At 67.7% G+C, this 21238-nt stretch carries 11 protein-coding genes; 9 read left to right on the top strand and 2 right to left on the bottom strand.

Annotated elements, in window-relative coordinates:
* From treZ to KVG96_RS09435, 9 genes are all read left to right on the top strand, one after another.
* Positions 1-1803 carry a malto-oligosyltrehalose trehalohydrolase gene (treZ, locus tag KVG96_RS09475; protein WP_217891785.1) on the top strand — a complete coding sequence of 601 codons (1803 nt, stop codon included), beginning with the start codon at positions 1-3 and terminating at the stop codon, positions 1801-1803.
* Positions 1796-3874, top strand: a complete 2079-nt coding sequence (gene malQ / locus KVG96_RS09470) for a 4-alpha-glucanotransferase (protein WP_217891784.1) — start codon at positions 1796-1798, stop codon at positions 3872-3874. Before treZ ends, malQ begins: the two co-directional genes overlap by 8 nt.
* A complete protein-coding gene (locus KVG96_RS09465; RefSeq protein WP_217891783.1) occupies positions 3871-6660 on the top strand; it encodes a malto-oligosyltrehalose synthase in 2790 nt (929 codons plus the stop codon). The genes malQ and KVG96_RS09465 overlap by 4 nt, the downstream gene beginning before the upstream one ends.
* A 29-nt stretch (positions 6661-6689) precedes the next feature.
* Complete coding sequence (locus KVG96_RS09460; RefSeq protein WP_217891782.1) at positions 6690-6974, top strand: DUF2934 domain-containing protein; 285 nt, start codon at positions 6690-6692, stop codon at positions 6972-6974.
* Between the two features lie 175 nt (positions 6975-7149).
* Complete coding sequence (gene glgX, locus KVG96_RS09455) at positions 7150-9309, top strand: glycogen debranching protein GlgX (protein WP_217891781.1); 2160 nt, start codon at positions 7150-7152, stop codon at positions 9307-9309.
* Between the two features lie 236 nt (positions 9310-9545).
* Entirely contained in the window at positions 9546-10304 is a 759-nt protein-coding gene (locus tag KVG96_RS09450; protein ID WP_217891780.1) for a PIG-L deacetylase family protein, read from the top strand.
* Positions 10305-10398: 94 nt separating this feature from the next.
* Complete coding sequence (locus KVG96_RS09445) at positions 10399-11196, top strand: endonuclease/exonuclease/phosphatase family protein (RefSeq protein WP_217891779.1); 798 nt, start codon at positions 10399-10401, stop codon at positions 11194-11196.
* Positions 11197-11299: 103 nt separating this feature from the next.
* Complete coding sequence (locus KVG96_RS09440) at positions 11300-13894, top strand: autotransporter family protein (protein ID WP_217891778.1); 2595 nt, start codon at positions 11300-11302, stop codon at positions 13892-13894.
* A 322-nt stretch (positions 13895-14216) separates the two neighbouring features.
* Positions 14217-15287, top strand: coding sequence for an autotransporter domain-containing protein (locus KVG96_RS09435; RefSeq protein WP_217891777.1), 1071 nt, complete (start codon positions 14217-14219; stop codon positions 15285-15287).
* 287 nt (positions 15288-15574) lie between these two features.
* Here KVG96_RS09435 and glgB read toward each other — a convergent pair whose 3' ends face one another.
* Positions 15575-17806 carry a 1,4-alpha-glucan branching protein GlgB gene (glgB, locus tag KVG96_RS09430; protein WP_217891776.1) on the bottom strand — a complete coding sequence of 744 codons (2232 nt, stop codon included), beginning with the start codon at positions 17804-17806 and terminating at the stop codon, positions 15575-15577.
* On the bottom strand, positions 17803-21150 hold the full coding sequence (treS, locus tag KVG96_RS09425) for a maltose alpha-D-glucosyltransferase (protein WP_217891775.1): 3348 nt from the start codon (positions 21148-21150) through the stop codon (positions 17803-17805). Before treS ends, glgB begins: the two co-directional genes overlap by 4 nt.
* Positions 21151-21238 lie beyond the last annotated feature (88 nt).

Genomic DNA, 21238 nt, shown 5'->3' with positions numbered 1-21238 from the left:
ATGCCGTCACGGTCCCTTGAAACCTGGCCCCACGGCGCAACCCTGCTGGAGACCGGGCACACGCAGTTCGCCCTGTGGGCGCCGGATGCGTTCTACGTCAGCGTCGAACTGGACGGCGGCCGCTCGCTGCCGATGCTGCCCCAGGCCGACGGCTGGTTCGTGATCAAGACCCCGTGTCCGGCCGGCAGCCGCTACCGCTTCAGCATCGACGGCGAACTGGAGGTGCCGGATCCGGCCTCCAGGGCGCAAGACGGCGGCATTGAGCGGCCCAGCGTGGTGGTCGACCCCCACGCCTATGCCTGGCGGCACACCACCTGGCACGGCCGGCCCTGGAACGAGGCGGTGATCCACGAACTGCACGTCGGCGCCCTGGGCGGTTTCGCCGAGGTCGAGCAGCACCTGCAACGCCTCGCGGGGCTGGGCTTCACCGCCATCGAACTGATGCCGGTCGCGCAGTTCCCCGGTGAACGCAACTGGGGCTACGACGGCGTCCTGCCCTATGCGCCGCAGGCGTCCTACGGCACGCCGGAACAGCTCAAGCACCTGATCGACAGCGCCCACGGCCATGGCCTGGCGGTGATTCTCGACGTGGTCTACAACCATTTCGGCCCCGACGGCAATTACCTGCACCGCTACGCCAAAAGCTTTTTCCGTGAGGACAAGCACACGCCCTGGGGCGCGGCCATCGACTTCCGCCGCCGCGAAGTGCGGGACTTCTTCATCGAAAACGCGCTGATGTGGCTGCTCGAGTACCGCTTCGACGGGCTGCGCCTGGACGCGGTGCACGCCATCGAGGATCCGGATTTCCTCCAGGAACTGGCCCGACGCGTGCGCCGGCAGGTGGATCCGGCCCGCCACGTCTGGCTGACCCTGGAGAACGAACACAATCAGGCCGGCCTGCTCGAAGAGGCCTACGACGCCCAGTGGAACGACGACGGCCACAACGCCCTTCACGTGCTCCTGACCGGCGAGACCGACGCCTACTACGCCGACTTCGCCGACCGCCCGACCGAACAGCTGGCCCGGTGCCTGAGCCAGGGCTTCGTGTTCCAGGGCGACATCACCCGCCACGGCACGCCGCGGGGCGAGCCCAGCGAACACCTGCCATCGACCGCCTTCGTGCTGTTCCTGCAGAACCACGACCAGATCGGCAACCGCGCCCTCGGCGAACGCCTGCACCGGCTGGCGCCCCCGCAGGCCCTGCGGGCCGCCACGGTGCTACTGTTGCTGTCGCCGATGATTCCCTTGACGTTCATGGGCGACGAGTACGCCGCCGAACAGCCGTTCCTGTTCTTCACCAGCCATCACGGCGAACTGGCGAAGCTTGTGCGCGACGGCCGGCGCAACGAGTTCGCGGCCTTCAGCGCGTTCGCCGATCCGCACGCACGGGAGCGGATCCCCGATCCCAACGCCGAGCGCACCTTCCACGCCTCGCAGCCACGGCCGGCAGGCACCGCCACGCCGCAGCAACTCGCCACCCTGGCGCTGTACCGCCAACTGCTGCAGCTGCGTCACCGGCACATCATCCCGCACCTGCCCGGCACCCAGGCCCTGGGCGCCCAGGTGCTCGGCCATGGCGCCGTCAGCGCGCGCTGGCGGCTGGGCGACGGCAGCGAACTGCGAATCGACCTGAACCTGGGCGACTCGCCGCAGGTCAACCCTCCACGCCCTGACGCCCGGCGGCTGTTCCCGGCATCCGCCGACGAGTGGCCTGAACCGGGCCTGCTGCCTGCGCACTGCGCGCTGGTCAGCCTCACGGCCGCCACCCCTTTGCCCCCTTTGACGGAGAGCGTGCATGAGTGATGCGCAACTGGAAATCCTCGCCAGCCGGGCAGGCCTCGCCGTGGACTGGATCGACGCCAACGGCCGCCCGCAGAAGGTCGCCCCGGCGGTGTTGCGCGCGGTGCTCACCGAACTCGGCCATCCGGCCGGCACCGCCCAGGAGATCGACGCCAGCCTGCTGGAGCTGCAGCGACGCCAGCAGGAACGCCGCCTGCCGCCCTTGTTGACCGTCGATGTCGATACGCCGCTGGACCTGGCCCGCTACTTCGAGGCCGACACCCCTTGCGAAATCCACCTTGAAGACGGCGCACGCCTGTCCCTGAGGCTCGACGACCAGGCGCGGCTGCCGGGCCTGGTGCCGGCGGGCTACCAGCACGTGCACATCGCCGGCCAGCGCTTCACCCTGGCCGTGGCGCCGCCGCGCTGCTACACCGTCGCCGACGCGGTGGACCAGGCGGTTCCCCGTGCCTGGGGCTTGAGCGTGCAGCTGTACGGCCTGCGCCGGCCCGGCGACGGCGGCTTCGGCGACACCCAGGCCCTGGAGGAGCTGGCCCGGGTGGCCGGCGAACGCGGCGCCGATGCCCTGGCGATCAGCCCGCTGCATGCGATGTTCAGCGCCGACACCGGGCGCTACAGCCCTTACTCGCCTTCCAGCCGCCTGTTCCTCAATGCCCTGTACGCCGCCCCGGGGATGATCCTGGGCGAGCGGGCCCTGCGCGATGCGATCGACAGCAGCGGCCTGACCGAACGCTTCAAGCACCTGGAAGACCTGACGCTGATCGACTGGCCGGCCGCCGCCGAGGCCAAGCAAACGCTGCTCCAGGCCCTGTACGACGGCTTCACCGCCGGCCAGCACCCGCTGCATCCGGACTTCGCCAGTTTCCGCCACGCCGGCGGCGAGGCGCTGGAGAACCACTGCCGGTTCGAGGCGATCCAGGCCATGCGCGCCGCCAGCGGCGAAAACCTCGACTGGCGTCAATGGCCACCCCAGTGGCATGACCCGCAAGGCGCGGCGCTGCACGCGTTCGCCGAGGCGCATGCCGACCGCATCGGCTATTTCGCCTTTTGCCAGTGGCTGATCCACCGCGGCCTCGAGCGCGCGCAAACCGCCGCCCGCAGCGCCGGCATGGGCATCGGCCTGATCGCCGACCTGGCGGTGGGCGCCGACGGCGCGGGCAGCCAGGCCTGGAGCTTTCAAGACGAATTGCTCGCCTCCCTGACGGTCGGCGCGCCGCCGGACATCCTCAACCGCAGCGGCCAGGGCTGGGGGATCTCCGCGTTCTCCCCCGAAGGCTTGGTGCGCAACGGCTTCCGCGCCTTCATCGACATGCTGCGCGCCAACTTCGCCCACGCCGGCGGCCTGCGCATCGACCATGTCATGGGCCTGCAACGCCTGTGGGTGATCCCCAACGGCTCGGCTCCGGCGGACGGCGCCTACCTGTACTACCCGGTGGACGACCTGCTGCGCCTGCTCACCCTCGAGTCCCACCGCCATCAGGCCATCGTCCTGGGCGAGGACCTGGGCACCGTGCCCGACGGGCTGCGGGAAAAGCTCAGCGCCCGGGGCATGCTCGGCATGCGCGTGCTGCTGTTCGAACAGGACAACACCCGATTCAAGCCGATCCTCGACTGGCCCGACAATGCGCTGGCCACCACCAGCACCCACGACCTGCCGACGCTCAACGGCTGGTGGCACGGCCGCGACATCGACTGGAACGCCCGCCTGGGGCTGATCGACGCCAACGGCGAAATCGACTGGCGCCGCTACCGCGAACGGGAGCGCGAAGGCCTGCGCGGCGCCCTGAGCCAGGATCCGCAGAACTTTCGCGAAGAATCCCACGAAGCCGATCAGGTGGTGGACGCCAGCGTGCGTTTCCTCGGCCACACTCGCGCGCCGCTGGTGCTGCTGCCGCTGGAAGATGCGTTGGGCCTGGACGAGCAAGCCAACCTGCCCGGCACCATCGACACCCACCCCAACTGGTCGAGGCGCTTGCCGGGCCTCAGCGAGGCGTTGCTCGACGGCGCCGACGCCGCACGGCGCCTGGAACTGCTCGCCTGCGCCCGCCTCCAGGCCGCCGAGCGTGACCGATGAGCGCGCCGCCGGCCCGGCCGCTGCGCGCCACGGTACGCCTGCAGTTCCACAAGGGCTTCACCCTCGCGCAGGCGATCCCGCGGGTGCCGTACTTTGCCCGGCTGGGCATCAGCCATGTGTACGCCTCGCCGCTGCTCGCCGCCCGGGCCGGTTCCCTGCACGGCTACGACGTGGTCGACCCGACCCGGGTCAACCCGCAGCTTGGCGGCGAAGCGGCGTTGCGCCAGTTGGTGGCTGCCCTGCGCGAGCACGGCATGGGCCTGATCCTGGACGTGGTCTCCAACCACATGGCCGTGGGCGGCGGCGACAACCCCTGGTGGCTCGACCTGCTGGAATGGGGACGCCTGAGCCCCTACGGCGAGTTCTTCGACATCCAGTGGCACTCCCCCGACCCGATGATGGAAGGCCAGTTGCTGCTGCCCTTCCTGGGCAGCGACTACGGCGTCGCGTTGCAGGACGCCACCCTGCCGCTGGTGTTCGATGCCGGCGCCGGGGCCTTCCACGTCGAACACTACGAGCACCGCTTCCCGGTCTGCCCCAGCGATTACGGCGAACTGCTCAAGCCCGACGAATCGCTGGACGAGGAGCGCCGGTCTCGGCTCAAGACGCTGGCCGACCGCTTCGAGGCGCTCCGCTACCAGAGCGACGCCCGCGCCCTGTCGATCCCGCTCAAGCAAGAACTGTTGGAACTGGCGGGCGACGGTCAGATCCTGGCGGCCATCGAACGCAACCTGGCGCTGTACGACTCGAAGACCGAAGAGGGCTTCGCCCGCCTGCACCGCCTGCTGGAGCGCCAGAGCTACCGACTGGCCAGTTGGCGCACCGCCGCAGACGACATCAACTGGCGGCGCTTCTTCGACGTCAACGAGCTGGGCGGCCTGCGGGTCGAGCGGCCGGCGGTGTTCGAGGCCACCCACGGCACGGTCTTCCGCCTGATCACCGAAGGCCTGGTCGACGGCTTGCGTATCGATCACATCGACGGCCTGGCCGACCCGCGCAGCTACTGCCGCAAGCTGCGCAGGAGGCTGGACCGGCTGACGCCGGGGCGCCGCTTGCCGATCTATGTCGAGAAGATCCTCGGCCCCGGCGAAACGCTGCCCGCCGACTGGGCGGTGGACGGCACCACCGGCTACGAGTTCATGAACCAGCTGTCGCTGCTGCAGCATGACCCGGCCGGCGAGCACGTGCTCGGCGAGCTGTGGCAGCGGCGCACGGAACGGCCCGCCGCGTTCGCCGAAGAGGCGCAACTGGCGCGCCAGCAGATCCTCAACGGCTCGCTGGCCAGCGACTGCGAAAGCGTCGCCCAGGCCCTGCTGCAAGTGGCGCGGGACGACCTGATGACCCGCGACCTCACCCTGGGCTCGATCCGCCGGGCGTTGCAGGCCCTGATCGTGCACTTCCCGGTGTACCGCACCTACATCGGCCCGCTGGGGCGTTCGGCCCGCGACGAGGTGTTCTTCGGGCACGCCCTGGAAGGCGCGCGCCAAAGCCTGGGCGAAAGCGATTGGCCGGTGCTCGAGTGCCTGGCCCGCTGGCTCGGCGGCGACCCTTGGCGAAACAGGCCCCGGGGCCGCTCGCGCAAGCTCCTGCGCCATGCCTGCGTGCGCTTTCAGCAACTGACCTCCCCCGCCGCCGCCAAAGCCGTGGAGGACACCGCGCTGTACCGCTCGGCGGTACTGCTGTCGCGCAATGACGTGGGCTATGACACCGAACGCTTCAGCGCCCCGGTCAGCGATTTCCACGAGGCGAACCGACAGCGTCTGGCAAGCTTTCCCGACAACCTGCTGACCACCGCCACCCACGACCACAAACGTGGCGAGGACACCCGCGCGCGCCTGGCGGCGATCAGCGAACGCGGCCCGTGGTACGCCGAGCAGGTCGAGCTGTGGCGCGCCCTGGCCCGACCGCTGCGCAGCGATGACCGGGTGCCGTCGTCCGGCGACGAACTGATCCTTTACCAGGCGCTGGTCGGCAGTTGGCCGCTGCAACTGGACCTCGACGATCACGCGGCCATGGCCGAGTACGCCGGGCGCATCGTCCAGTGGCAACGCAAGGCCCTGCGCGAAGCCAAGCTGCAAAGCAGCTGGAGTGCGCCGAACGAACCCTACGAACACGCCGCGCGCACCTTCGCCGAACAGCTGCTGCTGGCCCCGGAGGGCGAACTGCTGCGGACCGCGCTGGCCAAATCGGTCAATGGCATCGCCGCCGCCGGCGCCCTGAACGGGCTGGCGCAAACCTTGCTGCGCATGACGGTGCCGGGGGTGCCGGACCTGTATCAGGGCAACGAGTTCTGGGACTTCAGCCTGGTGGATCCGGACAACCGCCGGCCGGTGGACTACGGGGCGCGGGAGCAAGCGTTGCAGGGCGACGCCCCGGTTGCGCAGTTGCTCACGCACTGGCGCGACGGGCGCCTCAAGCAGGCGCTGATCGGCCAGGCGCTGCAACGGCGCGCCGAACACACCGAGCTGTTTCGCCGGGGTGCCTACCAGGCCCTTGAAGTGCTGGGCAGCCAGGCGCACAACGTGCTCGCGTTCGCCCGCGAGCATGAGGGACAGCGGGCCATCATCGTGGTGCCGGTCCGCTGCGCCGCCCTGCTGGAAAACGGTGCCGTGCCCCAGGTGGACGCGCAGCGTTGGGGCGACACCCGGGTGATGCTGCCGTTCGCCCCCGGGGAGACAAGCCTGAAGGGACTTTTCACAAGCGCGGCAGTCACAAAAAACAGGGAGCTGGACGTCAGCGCCGCGCTGGGGGAGATCCCGGTCAATCTGTTCATCCAACACGTCTAGAAGCATGAGTTCAGTTCAGGAGCATTGCGATGAGTAACGACGACAAACGCATCCGCGAATTCGCCTATCAGATCTGGGAGTCCGAAGGCAAACCTGAAGGCCAGCAAGCGCGCCACTGGGAGATGGCGTGCAAATTGGCGGAAGCCGAGGCGCTGGCGCCGAAGAAACCGCCGAAGGCCGCCGCCAAAACCGCCGCGACCAAACCCAAGGCCCCGGCCAAGGCCAAACCGGCCGGCGCCGCCAAAGTCCTTCCGCCGGGCGAAAAGGCCACCGAGAAAAAGCCCAGGGCCCCACGCAAGCCGCCGGTGGCCTGACGTTCCGATCACGACCCCGATCACCGCCCCGATCACTGTGGGAGCGGGCCTGCCCGCGATTGCGGGCGGCCATCCAACGCCGATGTCGCCTGACGCGACACCCTCGCGAGCAGGCTCGCTCCCACAGGGAAGACGGTGACCGAACCGCACTTTCCCGTTTTGCAGGAGCATTGGCATGACCCGTCCCAAGCAGACCGAGCCCGCAGCGCACACCGAACCCACCCGCATCCGCGAAGGCCGGCCCTTCCCGCTCGGCGCGACCTGGGACGGCCTGGGCGTCAACTTCGCCCTGTTTTCCGCCCATGCCACCAAGGTCGAACTGTGCCTGTTCGACGACGCCGGCGAAGTCGAGCTCGAACGCATCGAACTGCCGGAATACACCGACGAGATTTTCCACGGCTACCTGCCCGACGCCCATCCGGGGCTGATCTACGGCTACCGCGTCCACGGCCCGTACGACCCGGCCAACGGCCACCGCTTCAACCCCAACAAACTGCTGATCGATCCCTATGCCAAACAGCTGATCGGCCAGCTGAAATGGTCCGAGGCGCTGTTCGGCTACACCATCGGCCATCCGGACGCCGACCTCAGCTTCGACGAACGCGACAGCGCGCCCTTCGTCCCCAAGTGCAAGGTCATCGACCCGGCGCACACCTGGGGCCACGATCAGCGCGTCAACGTGCCGTGGGACAAGACGATCATCTACGAGACCCACGTGCGCGGCTTCAGCATGCGCCACCCGTCGGTGCCGGAAAACGTGCGGGGCACCTTCGCCGGGCTGATGGTCGATGACGTGCTCGACCACATCCGCAAGCTCGGCGTGTCGTCGGTGGAACTGCTGCCGATCCATGCCTTCGTCAACGACCAGCACCTGCTGCACAAGGGCATGACCAACTACTGGGGCTACAACAGCCTGGCCTTCTTCGCCCCGGACCCGCGCTACCTGGCCAGCGGCAAGATCGCCGAGTTCAAGGAGATGGTCGCGCACCTGCACGAGGCCCGGCTGGAGGTGATCCTGGACGTGGTCTACAACCACACCGCCGAAGGCAACGAACAGGGCCCGACCCTGTCGATGCGCGGCATCGACAACGCCTCGTACTACCGGCTGATGCCCGACGACAAGCGCTTCTACATCAACGATTCCGGCACCGGCAACACCCTGGACCTGAGCCACCCGTGCGTGCTGCAGATGGTCACCGACTCGCTGCGCTACTGGGCCGGCGAGATGCACGTGGACGGTTTCCGCTTCGACCTGGCGACCATCCTTGGCCGCTATCACGACGGCTTCGACGAACGCCACAGCTTCCTCGTGGCCTGCCGCCAGGATCCGCTGCTCAGCGAAGTGAAACTGATCGCCGAACCCTGGGACTGCGGCCCCGGCGGTTACCAGGTCGGCAACTTCCCGCCGGGCTGGGTCGAGTGGAACGACCGGTTCCGCGACACCGTGCGCGCGTTCTGGAAAGGCGACGAAGGCCAGCTCGCCGACTTCGCCAACCGCATGACCGCCTCCGGCGAAATGTTCAACCAGCGCGGGCGCAGGCCCTATGCGTCGGTGAACTTCGTCACCGCCCATGACGGTTTCACCCTCAACGACCTGGTCTCCTACAACGACAAGCACAACGAGGCCAACGACGAGAACAACCAGGACGGCAGCAACCACAACCTGTCCTGGAACCACGGCGTCGAAGGCCCCACCGACGACCCCGAGATCAACGCCCTGCGCCACCGCCAGATGCGCAACTTCTTCGCCACCCTGCTGCTGGCCCAGGGCACGCCGATGCTGGTGGCCGGCGACGAGTTCGCCCGCACCCAGGACGGCAACAACAACGCCTACTGCCAGGACAGCGAGATCGGCTGGGTCAACTGGGACCTGAGCGAGGACGGCAAGGCCCTGCTCAAGTTCGTCAAGCGCCTGATCAAACTGCGCCTGACCTACCCGATCCTGCGCCGGGGACGGTTCCTGGTGGGCAACTACAACGAGGACATCGGGGTCAAGGACGTGACCTGGCTGGCCCCCGACGCCAGCGAGATGACCACCGAGCACTGGCACGACCCGCACAACCGCTGCCTGGGCATGCTGCTCGACGGCCGCGCCCAGGAAACCGGCATCCGCCGCAAGGGGGGCGATGCGACGTTGCTGCTGGTGGTCAATGCCCACCACGACATCGTCGAATTCACGTTGCCGGACGTGCCTGAAGGCAGTTTCTGGATCTGCCTGGTCGACACTCACCAGCCGCAGGTGCGCGGCCAGGAACGGTTTGCGTTCGGCCATCGCTACTCGGTCACCGGCCGCTCACTGCTGCTGTTCGAGCTGCAGCATGAGGAAGATGAATAAGCGAGGGCCCGGATTCACGGGGGCAACTGCGACGTGCGACACAGGCAAGACAAAAAAAAGCGGATCAGATTGATCTGCAGCGCGACGAACCGCGCTTCTTGAGCAATACTCTGCATCGCGGCAATCCAGGGCTCGGAGCGTCGCACGGCAACCCACTGCCTCAACGGACCGGACGGCACCCGGATTTCAAGCGCCGCATTCGGCTGCGGGCAACGCACAACAAGGACGTAGCACCCATGAAACCGTTATCCCTGAATGAACAGAGACTGCCGGCGCAGATCTGGAACAGCGCGCCGCAACTCGACCACATCCCCGTCATCAACACCCAAAGCCTGGTGCCCGCCGGCGCCCGCGCAGTGGTGATCGCCCCGCATCCGGGCGACGAAGTGGTGACCTGCGGCGGCCTGCTGCAACTGCTGAGCGGCCTCGGCCATCCCCTGCAACTGCTCTCTATCACCGACGGCAGCGCCAGCCATCCCGGTTCGCGCCAGTGGTCGGAGAAACGCCTGAGCGTGTTCCGCCCGCAGGAAAGCGTCGAAGCCCTGCGCCGCCTCGGCCTGCCGATGCACAGCCTCAAATGGGTGCGCGGCGGTTTCGCCGACAATGCCCTGATCGAGCACGAGCCCCAGCTGACCGACTTCATCACCCGCTACCTGCGCCCCGGCGACGTGGTGTTCAGCACCTGGTGCGAGGACGGCAACCCCGACCATGAGGCGGTGGGCCGCGCCAGCGCCAAGGCCGCCCACAGGGCCGGCGCCACGTTCCATGACGTGCCGGTCTGGGCCTGGCACTGGCCGGAGCGCGACCATGGGCTGATCCCCTGGGAGCGGGCGCGCAAGCTGCGGCTCGACACCTGGACCGTGGCGCGCAAGAGCCACGCCACCCACGCCTACGCCAGCCAGCTCAACGGCGAGCCGGCGGTCGGCCTGGAGCCGCTGCTGCCCAAGGTGATCCTGGAACGCATGCGCCTGCCCTACGAAATCGTCTTTGTCTGAGCCGCCTCCGGCGCGAAGGCGTGCACAGGCAAAATGAACTGCCAGGCGTGCGGTCAGTCGCATGCACAGGCAGCCATGATTCAGAGGAGCGAACGTGTCCAGCGATCCCGAGCGTCACCGCCGCAATGTCCAGCCCGCCGACCCGCCCGCCATCCACCGGCTGCGGGTGCTGACGGTCAATACGCACAAGGGGTTCACCGCGCTGAACCGGCGCTTCATCCTGCCGGAACTGCGCGAGGCGGTGCGCAGCACGTCGGCCGACCTGGTGTTCCTGCAAGAGGTGGTCGGCGAGCATGAGCGCCATTCCAGCCGCTACAACGAATGGCCGCCGACCTCGCAGTACGAGTTCCTGGCCGACAGCATGTGGAGCGACTTCGCCTACGGGCGCAATGCGGTCTACCCTGACGGCCACCACGGCAACGCGTTGCTCTCCAAGTACCCGATCCGCGAATACCGCAACCTCGACGTCTCGATCACCGGCCCCGAACGGCGCGGCCTGCTGCACTGCGTGCTGGACGTGCCGGGGCACCCGGCGGTGCACGCCATCTGCGTGCACCTGAGCCTGCTGGAAAGCCATCGCCAACTGCAACTGCAGTTGCTCTGCCAATTGCTCGAGTCCCTGCCCGACGACGCGCCGGTGATCATCGCCGGCGACTTCAACGACTGGCAGTTGCAAGGCAACGCCGCCCTCGGCCGGCGCGACTACCTGCACGAAGCCTTCGAACGCCACCATGGCCGCCCGGCCAAGACCTACCCCGCCCGTTTCCCGCTGTTGCGCCTGGACCGCGTCTACCTGCGCAACGCCAGCAGCCATGACCCGCAGATTCTCGGCAACAAGCCGTGGACGCACCTGTCGGATCACCTGCCGTTGGCGGTGGAAGTGCGCATCTGATACCCCGTCGCACCTGTCAGACCTGACAGTAGGCACCTCGGGAAAGCCTTGTTAGGGTGCAGGCATTGCGCTGTCCGCCGGCGCCAATGGACGGGGATACGGCATGAAATCGCCCGGCTTTCCTGCACCGCACGCCATCGCTCGGCTGGCCCTTTCGATCGGGCTGGCCGCACTCCTCCCGCAGGGCGCCCTCGCCGCCTGCGCCTTCAGCCCGACACCGGGAAACGATAGCTATGTCTGCGACAGCCCCGGCAGCGGCCCGCTCACCGACCTGTCCGGCAACAACAGCCTGACATTTCCCGCCGGGGGCAACGGCAGCGTGCCCGGCAACGTCACCTTCGGCCCGGGCGCCGACCGGGTGCTCATGCAGTCCGGGACGATTCAGGGCAACCTCGACATGGGCGACGGCGCCAACGTGCTGCAGATCGACGGCGGGCGGATCACCGGCGAGGTGCACCAGCACAGCGGCGTGGACACCTTCATCATGAACGGCGGCACCCTCGCCGCACTGGCCCAGGGCGACGGCTTCGACCGGTTCACCATGACCGGCGGCACGATCACCGGGGCGTTCGAGGACGGCGACTTCGCCCGCATGAGCGGCGGCACCATCGGCCGGGTCGACATGAAGCTGGACGACAATGTCTTCGACCTCTCCGGCGGCCAGATCCTGGGCAATCTGGTGACCGGCTTCGGCAAAGACACGATCATCGTGTCCGGCGGCCGCATCGGCGGCAACCTCAGCGTCAGCGGCGGCAACGACAGCGTGACCGTCAGCGGCGGCGAAATCGCCGGTGAAGTCCGCACCAGCTTCGGCAACGACCGTTTGCTGTGGGAAAACGGCGGCATCCTCCGTTCCGCCATCCTGATGGGCGACAACGACGACAGCGCGACATTGCGCAACCTCGACGACAGTATTCTGGCCCTGACGCCCCGGCTCGACGGCGGCCCCGGCAACGACACGCTGACCTACGACAACAGCCGGACCGCCCTGGCCTCGCGCGCCGTCAATTGGGAAACGGTCAACCTCAGCAACGCCTCGCAGGTGGATCTGGCGTCCGGCCGCCTGGTGCTGGGCGACCCGCAAAGCGGCGGCGGCCAACTGAACATCGATGCAACCAGCGTGCTGAGCGCCACCCAGGGCGAAGTGGCGCCCGCTGTCGCGGGGCGCGCCGTGACCGTCAACAACGCCGGCGCCCTCGACCTGACCCGCGACAACACCCGCACCGACGACACCCTGACGATCCAGGGCAACTACATCGGCCAGGGCGGACAACTGCGGCTGCAAACCCTGGTCGCCGGGGACGGTTCGCCCAGCGACCGGCTGGTGGTGAACAACGGCAGCCTGAGCGGCACGACGGTCATCTCCGTGACCAATGTCGCCGGCGCCGGCGCGCTGACCCGGGCGAACGGCATCGAACTGGTGCAGGCCCTGGGCACCGCCACCAGCGACAACGCCGCGTTTTCCCTGCGCGGCCCGGTGTCCGCCGGTGCCTACGACTACTTCCTGTTCAAGGGCGGGGTCACCGCCGGAACGGAAAACAACTGGTATCTGCGCTCGGCCGTGGTCGCGCCCCAGGTCGTCAGCGTACCCAACCCGGATCCGGCGCTACCGCCGTTGTCGGTGCCCGTGGTGCCTGTCCCGGTCGCGGCACCGGTCACTGCGCCAGCCGCCGCCCCTGGCGCCCCCGCCGTGTCCACGCCTGCGCCCTTGCCGGTCGCCGTTCCCGGCGCCGCGCCGATTCCGCTCTATCGCCCGGAGGTGCCGACCTGGTCGGTGCTGCCCCCGGCCGCCGCGCTCCTGACCCTCAACGCACTGGGCACCTACCACGAGCGCCAGGGCGATCAACGCCTCAGCGGTCACCCCGCCACGCTCGGCGCCGGACGGGCCAGGGCCTACGGCAACCAGATCGACCGCACCTGGGCCGGCACCGTCGCGCCGCGCCTGGACGGCTCGCTCACCGGGTTCCAGGCCGGCCAGGACCTGGTCGACCTGGTCTCTGCCGAGGGCCGGACCCACCGCATCGGGTTCTTCATCGGCCACAGCCGCTTGCGGGGCGATGTCGATGGGTTCAACCAAGGCATACCCGGCAAACAGGCAGGGAGAATCCGGCTCGAGGGCGACAGCGGCGGCCTCTACTGGACGCTGCTCGACCCGCACGGCTGGTACGTGGACACCGTGGCCATGGGCACCCGCTTCTCGGGCGACAGCCGCTCCGACCGGGGCCTGAAACTGGACAACCGCGGCCATGCCCTGACCCTCTCGGTGGAGTCGGGCTATCCGATGGCGCTGGGCGATGACTGGGCTGTCGAGCCGCAGGTGCAGCTGATCCACCAGAACATCGCCCTCGACAGCCAGGACGACGGTGTCGCACGGGTTTCGTTTCATCCGGACGATTCATGGACCGGACGCCTCGGCGTGCGGCTCAGGGGCGCCGGCAATGTCTGGGGACGCCCGGTGCTGCCCTATCTGCGCGTCAACCTGTGGCGCACGTTCGCCGGCACCGACAGCGTGACCTTCGACGATGCCGACCGCATCGACACCCGCCAGGCGGCATCCACCGCGCAGTTGGGCCTGGGGGTGACGGTGTCGCTGGCGCCGTCGGTGGCCGTTTACGCCAGCACCGACTACAGCCGCAGTATTGACAGCAATGCCAGCCGGGAAACAAGCGCCGACCTCGGCTTGCGCATCGAATGGTGACCGGTTGTCGGCTGTCCGGACGCCTCTACCCGGGTGCTCACGGAGCGATCCGCCGCACAAACAAGAACTTATATAAATCCCATTAAACAGTCGCTTGCGGCGCCCGTTTTGCGGCTACCGCTCATCGTCCAATTTCTTGACGCACTGGCGCAGGTCTTCTTATCTCTACCTTACTACCCCCGGAATCACTACCCGGGGCGGGCCTTCGGACACTCGCGAAAACGGGCGGCCACGGTTCGCCCCGCTCCATTCGGTCGCCCCTCATTCGGGGTAGGAGAGACGCCAAGGCGAGACACCGCATGCGATAGCAAGGTTGACCTCCATGAAAACCTCACTCACCCCACATGAGATCAAAATCACCTTCTGCACCGTTTCAAGCTCTATCCTGCTGTGCTCGTCCATGGAGGCGCAGGCCGGCCCTGCGGAGGACGAGACCACGCCGTGGTATCGCCAGGATGTACCGGTCATGACCTTGCCCGCGACCGTCGTCACCCCAGAGGCGCAACGCCTGAGCCCACGCCCCGACCGCCAGGGCGAACACTTGATCACCGAAGACCTCGCCCCCGGCGCCTGGGACCGACTGTACGGCGCCAGCTCGCGCCAGGCGCAGATGGACGTCCTCACCCCGGGCTTTGCGATGCCCGGCAGCGGCGACTTCAAGGGCCCGGCAATGCTGACGGTGAAAAGCGACAACGGCGGCATCCAGCGGGTCGGCCTGATCAGCGGCGTCAACCAGATCCAGGGCAACAGCGGCGGCCTGATCACCACCCGCGCCCTCGCCGATCCGACCAGCGACACCCTCAACCTGCAAGGCCAAAGCCTGGGCGCCTACTACAGCCTGACCGGGGCCCAGGGCTGGCACGTCGACCTGTCGGCCAGCGGCGGCCGGGTCAGCGGCTTCAGCCGCAACGAGCAAGGTGCGCGCCTGGCCACCGAAGGCAGCGCGCTGACGTTCTCGGTCGAGGGCGGGTTCCCCATCGGTCTGAGCGACAACTGGGTGGTCGAACCGCAGGCGCAATTGATCAACCAGCGCATCACCCTCGACACGCCGTACGCGGGGTCGGGCAATGCGTCCTCCAGCGACATTTCGGCGTGGAGCGGCCGGGTCGGCGCCCGCTTGAAAGGCAGCTACGACCTCAACGGCCTGCCGGTGGAACCCTACGTGCGCACCAACCTGTGGCACACGGTGTACACCGGCAACACCGTGACGCTGGATCAGGTGGACAAGATCAGCAGCAGCCGCAAGTCATCGACGGTGGAACTGGGCCTGGGCCTGGTGGCCCGCGTGACGCCGACGGTCAGCCTGTACGTCAGCGCCGACTACAGCAGCGACGTGGACGACAACGACCTGAACGGACTGATCGGCAGCCTGGGTGTGCGGATGCGCTGGTGAACACCACCGGCATCTGCGGTGGCTGACAGGCTGCCATCGCTGGCAAGTCGAGTCGTCGCACCGCAGCTCCCACAAGGGTCGTGGACATTCGCAGGATCAGCGCAAAACCTGTGGGAGCTGGCTTGCCAGCGATGAGGCCAGTTCAGCCGACATCTCTGTTGCCTGACATACCGCAATCGCTGGCAAGTCGAGTCGTCGCACCGCAGCTCCCACAGGTATCTCAGGTGCCCGCCAAATCCAGGCATACCACAAAACCTGCGGGAGCCCGCCCTCCTGGCGATGGCGGTTCAACCTTCCGGCTTGAGGATCAGCACCGCCAGCGGCGGCAGGTTCAGTTCCAGCGACAGGGCCTGCCCATGGCTCGGCACCTCTTCGGCATACGCCCCGCCGCCGTTGCCGTAGTTGGAGCCGGCATAGGTGTCGGAATCGCTGTTGAGCAATTCGTTCCAGCGCCCGGCGAACGGCACTCCGACCCGGTAGGACTGGCGCGGCACCGGGGTGAAGTTGGCCACCACCAGCAACGGCGTGCCCTCCCGGCTCCAGCGCAGCCAGGCGTAGACGCTGTTGATCGCGTCGTCGCCGATCAGCCACTGGAACCCCTGCGGCACGTCGTCCTGTTCGTGCAGCGCCGGCTCTTCGCGGTACAGCCGGTTGAGGTCGGCGACCAGCTTCTGCACGCCCTGGTGCTCGGAATACTGCAGCAGATACCAGTCCAACTGCTGATCGTGGTTCCACTCGCGCCACTGGCCGAACTCGCAGCCCATGAACAACAGCTTTTTGCCCGGATGGGCCCACATGAAGCTCAGGTACGCCCGCAGATTGGCGAACTTCTGCCAGCGGTCGCCGGGCATCTTGTCGATCAGCGAGTGCTTGCCGTGCACCACCTCGTCGTGGGAGATCGGTAGGATGAAACGCTCGGACCAGGCGTACACCAGGCCGAAGCTCAATTCGTTGTGGTGATGGGCGCGATACACCGGATCCTGCTGGATGTAGTGCAGCGAATCGTGCATCCAGCCCATGTTCCACTTGTAGGCAAACCCGAGGCCGCCCTGCTGGGTGTCCTGGCTGACGCCGGGCCAGGCCGTGGACTCCTCGGCGATCACCAGCGCGCCCGGCGCCTCCAGCGCCACCACATCGTTGAGGTGGCGCAGGAAGTCGATGGCTTCCAGGTTTTCCCGCCCGCCGTGGCGGTTGGGCACCCACTCGCCGGCCTTGCGCGAGTAGTCGCGGTAGAGCATCGACGCCACCGCATCGACCCGCAGCCCGTCCACGTGGAAATGCTTGAGCCAGTGCAGCGCCGACGCCAGCATGTAGCCGTGCACTTCGGTGCGGCCGAGGTTGTAGATCAGCGTGTCCCAGTCCTGGTGGAACCCTTCCAGCGGGTTGCCGTACTCGTACAGGGCCGTGCCGTCGAACTGGGCCAGGCCATGGGTGTCGGTGGGGAAATGCGCCGGCACCCAGTCGAGGATCACCCCCAGCCCGGCCAGGTGGCAGGCGTTGACGAACGCGGCGAACTCGTCCGGCGTGCCGTAGCGTGCGCTCGGCGCGAACTGCGACAGCAGCTGATAGCCCCAGGAGCCGCCGAACGGGTGCTCCATGATCGGCATCAGTTCGATATGGGTGAAGCCCAGGTCCTTGACGTAGGGGATCAGCCGCTCGGCCAGTTCCGGCCAGGTGTACTGGCGGGCGACTTCGCCCAGGTCATCCAGCTCGCACTGCCAGGAACCGGCGTGCAGCTCGTAGATCGCCAACGGCGCCGCAGGCCGCTGGCGCTCGACGCGGCCGCTCATCCAGTCCTCGTCCTGCCAGTCGATGCGCAGCGGCGTGGCGACTTTCGACGCGGTGTCCGGCGGCAGGCTGGTGGCCAGCGCCATCGGGTCGGCCTTGAGCGGCAGGATGCCGTGGGGCCCGAGGATTTCGTATTTGTACAGCTCACCGGCCCCCAGGCGCGGGACGAACAGCTCCCAGACCCCTGACGGATGGCGCAGGCGCATCGGGTGGCGGCGCCCGTCCCAGACGTTGAAGTCGCCGACCACCGACACCCGCCGGGCATTCGGCGCCCACACCGCGAAACGCACCCCGTCGACGCCGTCGACCGTCTTCAGTTGCGCACCGAGACAGGCGCTCAGGTCGCGGTGATTGCCTTCGGCGAACAGGTACAGGTCCATCTCGCCGAGCAACTGGCCGAAGCTGTAGGGGTCTTCCGCCACCTGTTCGCCACCGGCCCACCGGGTGCGCAACAGATAGGGCCGGACCTGGCCGAAATGGCCGACGAACAGCCCCGGCGTCGCCGTGGCCTCCAGCGGGCCGAGTTCATCGCCGCTGTCCCGGTCCAGCACCGAGACGCTCAACGCGCCCGGCAGGTACGCCCGGATGAACTGCCCCCCGGCGGCGTCGCCGTGGGGGCCGAGCACGGCGAAAGGATCGCGGTGCTCGGCGCGCACCAGGGCTTCGATGTCCTTGGTGCGCGGCAACGCGGTGTGTTTGACGTGACCCTGTTCCCTGTTCGAGACACTCATGACTGCTCTCCATCAAGACCGGAAAAGGGTTTGAGCCCCCTCAGCAGCCCGTGCAGGCCGCGCAAGGGCACGGCCAGCCAGGCGGGGCGGTTTTCGGCTTCATAGGCCACTTCGTAGGCCGCTTTCTCCAGACCGAACAACGCCAGTGCGGCGTCGGCACCTTCAGGATCTTGCCAGGCATGATCAAGACTAGCTGCCGCCCGGCGATACGCCTGGACAAATGCCTGACAGGATTCGTCCAGGTAGCGCCCGGCCACCCGCCGGCGCGCCGCCTCGGCCTCGGGGCTGCTGTCGACGGCTTGCACGTTGAGCGCCATCGCGGCGGCGTAACCGAAGGAACGCAGCACACCGCTGACATCCTTGTACGGGCTGTGCTTGCCCCGCCGCTCCGCCAGCGGCCGCGCCGGTTCGCCCTCGAAGTCGATCAGGTAGGCATCACCCTTGATCACCAGCACCTGGCCCAGATGCAGGTCGCCGTGGACGCGGATGCGCAGGCCGCCGACGGACTGCTCCGCCAGCGCCTGGACGTGGCCGAGAATGGCTTTGCGGTTGTCCAGCAGGCGCGTGACGAGCGCACGGTCCGCCTCGCCGAGTTCGCCCTGGTGCGCCTTGAGCAGCGCGAGCGCATGCTCGACCTGGGCCGCCACGTCCTTGCCGCAGGTCTTGGCCTCCCTGGCGGTCAACACCTGCGGCGCGAAATCCGGGTTGTCGCTCGGGGCGGCCAGCACCCGGTGCATCTCGCCCAGGCGTTGGCCGAGCATCCCGGCAAAGTCCTTCAACTCGCCCAGCGCGTTGTAGTGCTGCTCCTGTTCGGAACGGGCGGCGGCCAGCTCATCGCGCAGCGCCCGTTCCAGGTTGTTCTGCGTCCATTCCCAGGCATCGCCCTGATTGCTCAAGTAGCCCTGGGCGATCATCAGCAAGTTGTCTTCGCCCTGGGCGTCGCGGCGGACCACGGAGCCCATCAGCGGTGAAATGTTGGCGAACCCCGCCGCCGTCAGGTAAGCGCTCATCTCCAGTTCCGGGTGCACGCCCGGGGCGACCTTGCGGATCAGCTTGAGCACCAGGCCGTTGCCGATCACCACCGAGCTGTTGGACTGCTCGGCGGACAAGTAGCGCACCTCGGGTTCGTCCCCCAGGCCCAGGGCCGCCAGGTGCGGCGTGGCCTCGAAACGGATCTCGCCGCCCTCGCACGCCAGCGCCGTGCCGGCCTGCAGGCCTTGCAGCACCGCACGGATGAACGCTTCCAGGCTGAAGGCGTCGGTGATCAAACCGACCTGCCGCCCCCGGCGCACGCGGGCCAGCGCCAGTTGCTGCGGCAGCGCCGGGCCGACCTGATCCTCCGAAATGAAGCCGAAGGGCAACTGATAGCGGCTGACCTGGCCTGCGGCGCTCACTTCGACTTCGCTGAGCAGCACCGGATGCCGGGCATCGCCGAAACGCACCCCGTACGCCAGTTCGACCCGCTCGATGGCGGCGTCCTTGCCGGCGAACCAGCGGCGGTTCTGCAGCCAGTCCGGCAGGATGCCCTGCTCCAGCGTGGCGCGGACCGGCGCTTCGAGCAGTTCTTCCATGCGCTTTTTCAGCACCAGCGTGGTGAAGTCCGGCAGGCTCTGGGCCGGTTCCACGTGCCAGCTCGGCATCTGGTTCTCCGCCGCCAGGCCGAACCAGTAGAAGCCGTACGGCGCCAGGGTCAGCAAGAAGCTCAACTGGCCGATGGGCGGAAACGCGTTACCGCCGAGCATCTCCACCGGCACCATGCCGACGTAGGCGGACAGGTCCAGTTCCACCGCCTGGGCGCTGCGCGAAACGTTGGCCACGCACAGGATGATTTCGTGCCGGCCATCGGCGCCGGTGTATTCGCGGGTGTAGGCCAGCACGCGGCGGTTGGCCGGCGAGAGCATTTTCAGGCTGCCGCGGCCGAACGCCTTGGACTGCTTGCGCACCGCCAGCAGCCGCCGCGTCCAGTTGAGCAACGAGTGCGGGTCGCCGGCCTGGGTCTCGACGTTGACCGACTGGTAGCCGTACAGCGGATCCATGATCGGCGGCAGCACCAGGCTGGCCGGGTCGGCGCGGGAGAACCCGCCGTTGCGGTCGATCGACCACTGCATCGGCGTGCGCACGCCGTCGCGGTCGCCCAGGTAGATGTTGTCGCCCATGCCGATCTCATCGCCGTAGTAAAGGGTCGGCGTGCCGGGCATCGACAGCAGCAGGCTGTTGAGCAGCTCGATGCGCCGGCGGTCGCGCTCCATCAGCGGCGCCAGCCGGCGGCGGATGCCGAGGTTGATCCGCGCCCGGCGGTCGGCGGCGTAGTGGTTCCACAGGTAATCGCGCTCCTTGTCGGTGACCATTTCCAGGGTCAGCTCATCGTGATTGCGCAGGAAAATCGCCCATTGGCAGTTGGCCGGGATCTCCGGGGTCTGGCGCAGGATGTCGGTGATCGGGAACCGGTCTTCCTGGGCCAGGGCCATGTACATGCGCGGCATCAGCGGGAAGTGGAACGCCATGTGGCATTCGTCGCCGTTGAGGCCTTGGGCGTCGGTGTCGCCGAAGTACAGCTGGGTGTCTTCCGGCCACTGGTTGGCCTCGGCCAGGAGCATGCGGTCGGGGTAATTGGCGTCGATCTCCGCCCGGATCGCTTTGAGCACGTCATGGGTCTCGGGCAGGTTTTCGTTGTTGGTGCCGTCGCGCTCGATCAGGTACGGGATGGCGTCCAGGCGCAGGCCGTCGATGCCCATGTCCAGCCAGTGGCGCATCACCGCCAGCACGGCTTTCATCACTTGCGGGTTGTCGAAGTTCAGATCCGGCTGGTGGGAATAGAAGCGGTGCCAGAAGTATTGGCCGGCCACCGGATCCCAGGTCCAGTTGGACTTTTCGGTGTCGAGGAAAATGATCCGCGTGCCGTCGTACTTCTGGTCGTCATCCGACCACACATAGAAGTCCCGGGCCGCCGACCCGCGCTTGGCCCGGCGCGCACGCTGAAACCAGGGGTGCTGGTCCGAGGTGTGGTTGATGACCAGTTCCGAGATCACCCGCAAGCCACGCTTGTGCGCCTCGGCGATGAAGCGCCGGGCGTCGGCCATGGTGCCGTAGTCGCTGTGCACGCCTCGGTACTCGGCGATGTCGTAGCCGTCGTCGCGCCGCGGTGAGGGGTAGAACGGCAACAGCCAGATGGTGTTGACGCCCAGTTCGGCGATGTAGTCGAGCTTGGCGATCAGGCCGGGAAAATCGCCGATCCCGTCGTTGTTGGAGTCGAAGTAGGATTTGACATGAACCTGATAGATCACCGCGTCCTTGTACCAGAGCGGATCCTTGATGAAGGTGGCTGACCTGGTTTTCTTCGCCATGTGAAACTCCTGTCAGTGCTGAGGATTGCCGGGCAGACCGCCCGCCCCGAGAACAGCCGGTGCCCTGTGGGAGCGAGCCTGCTCGCGA

Origin of the sequence: Pseudomonas ekonensis (assembly GCF_019145435.1) — a bacterium.
In the GTDB taxonomy this organism is placed as follows: Bacteria; Pseudomonadota; Gammaproteobacteria; order Pseudomonadales; family Pseudomonadaceae; genus Aquipseudomonas; species Aquipseudomonas ekonensis.
The sequence above is the reverse complement of the archived record's forward strand: the minus strand, read 5'-3'. Positions and strand labels throughout refer to the sequence as shown.

What these genes read in the sequence shown, in the direction of transcription:
- KVG96_RS09465 (WP_217891783.1), top strand. Translation starts at nt 3,871, where the DNA reads ATGAGCGCGCCGCCGGCCCGGCCGCTGCGCGCCACGGTACGCCTGCAG.
- KVG96_RS09450 (WP_217891780.1), top strand. Translation starts at nt 9,546, where the DNA reads ATGAAACCGTTATCCCTGAATGAACAGAGACTGCCGGCGCAGATCTGG.
- malQ (WP_217891784.1), top strand. Translation starts at nt 1,796, where the DNA reads ATGAGTGATGCGCAACTGGAAATCCTCGCCAGCCGGGCAGGCCTCGCC.
- treZ (WP_217891785.1), top strand. Translation starts at nt 1, where the DNA reads ATGCCGTCACGGTCCCTTGAAACCTGGCCCCACGGCGCAACCCTGCTG.
- KVG96_RS09460 (WP_217891782.1), top strand. Translation starts at nt 6,690, where the DNA reads ATGAGTAACGACGACAAACGCATCCGCGAATTCGCCTATCAGATCTGG.
- KVG96_RS09435 (WP_217891777.1), top strand. Translation starts at nt 14,217, where the DNA reads ATGAAAACCTCACTCACCCCACATGAGATCAAAATCACCTTCTGCACC.
- treS (WP_217891775.1), bottom strand. Translation starts at nt 21,150, where the DNA reads ATGGCGAAGAAAACCAGGTCAGCCACCTTCATCAAGGATCCGCTCTGG.
- glgB (WP_217891776.1), bottom strand. Translation starts at nt 17,806, where the DNA reads ATGAGTGTCTCGAACAGGGAACAGGGTCACGTCAAACACACCGCGTTG.
- glgX (WP_217891781.1), top strand. Translation starts at nt 7,150, where the DNA reads ATGACCCGTCCCAAGCAGACCGAGCCCGCAGCGCACACCGAACCCACC.
- KVG96_RS09440 (WP_217891778.1), top strand. Translation starts at nt 11,300, where the DNA reads ATGAAATCGCCCGGCTTTCCTGCACCGCACGCCATCGCTCGGCTGGCC.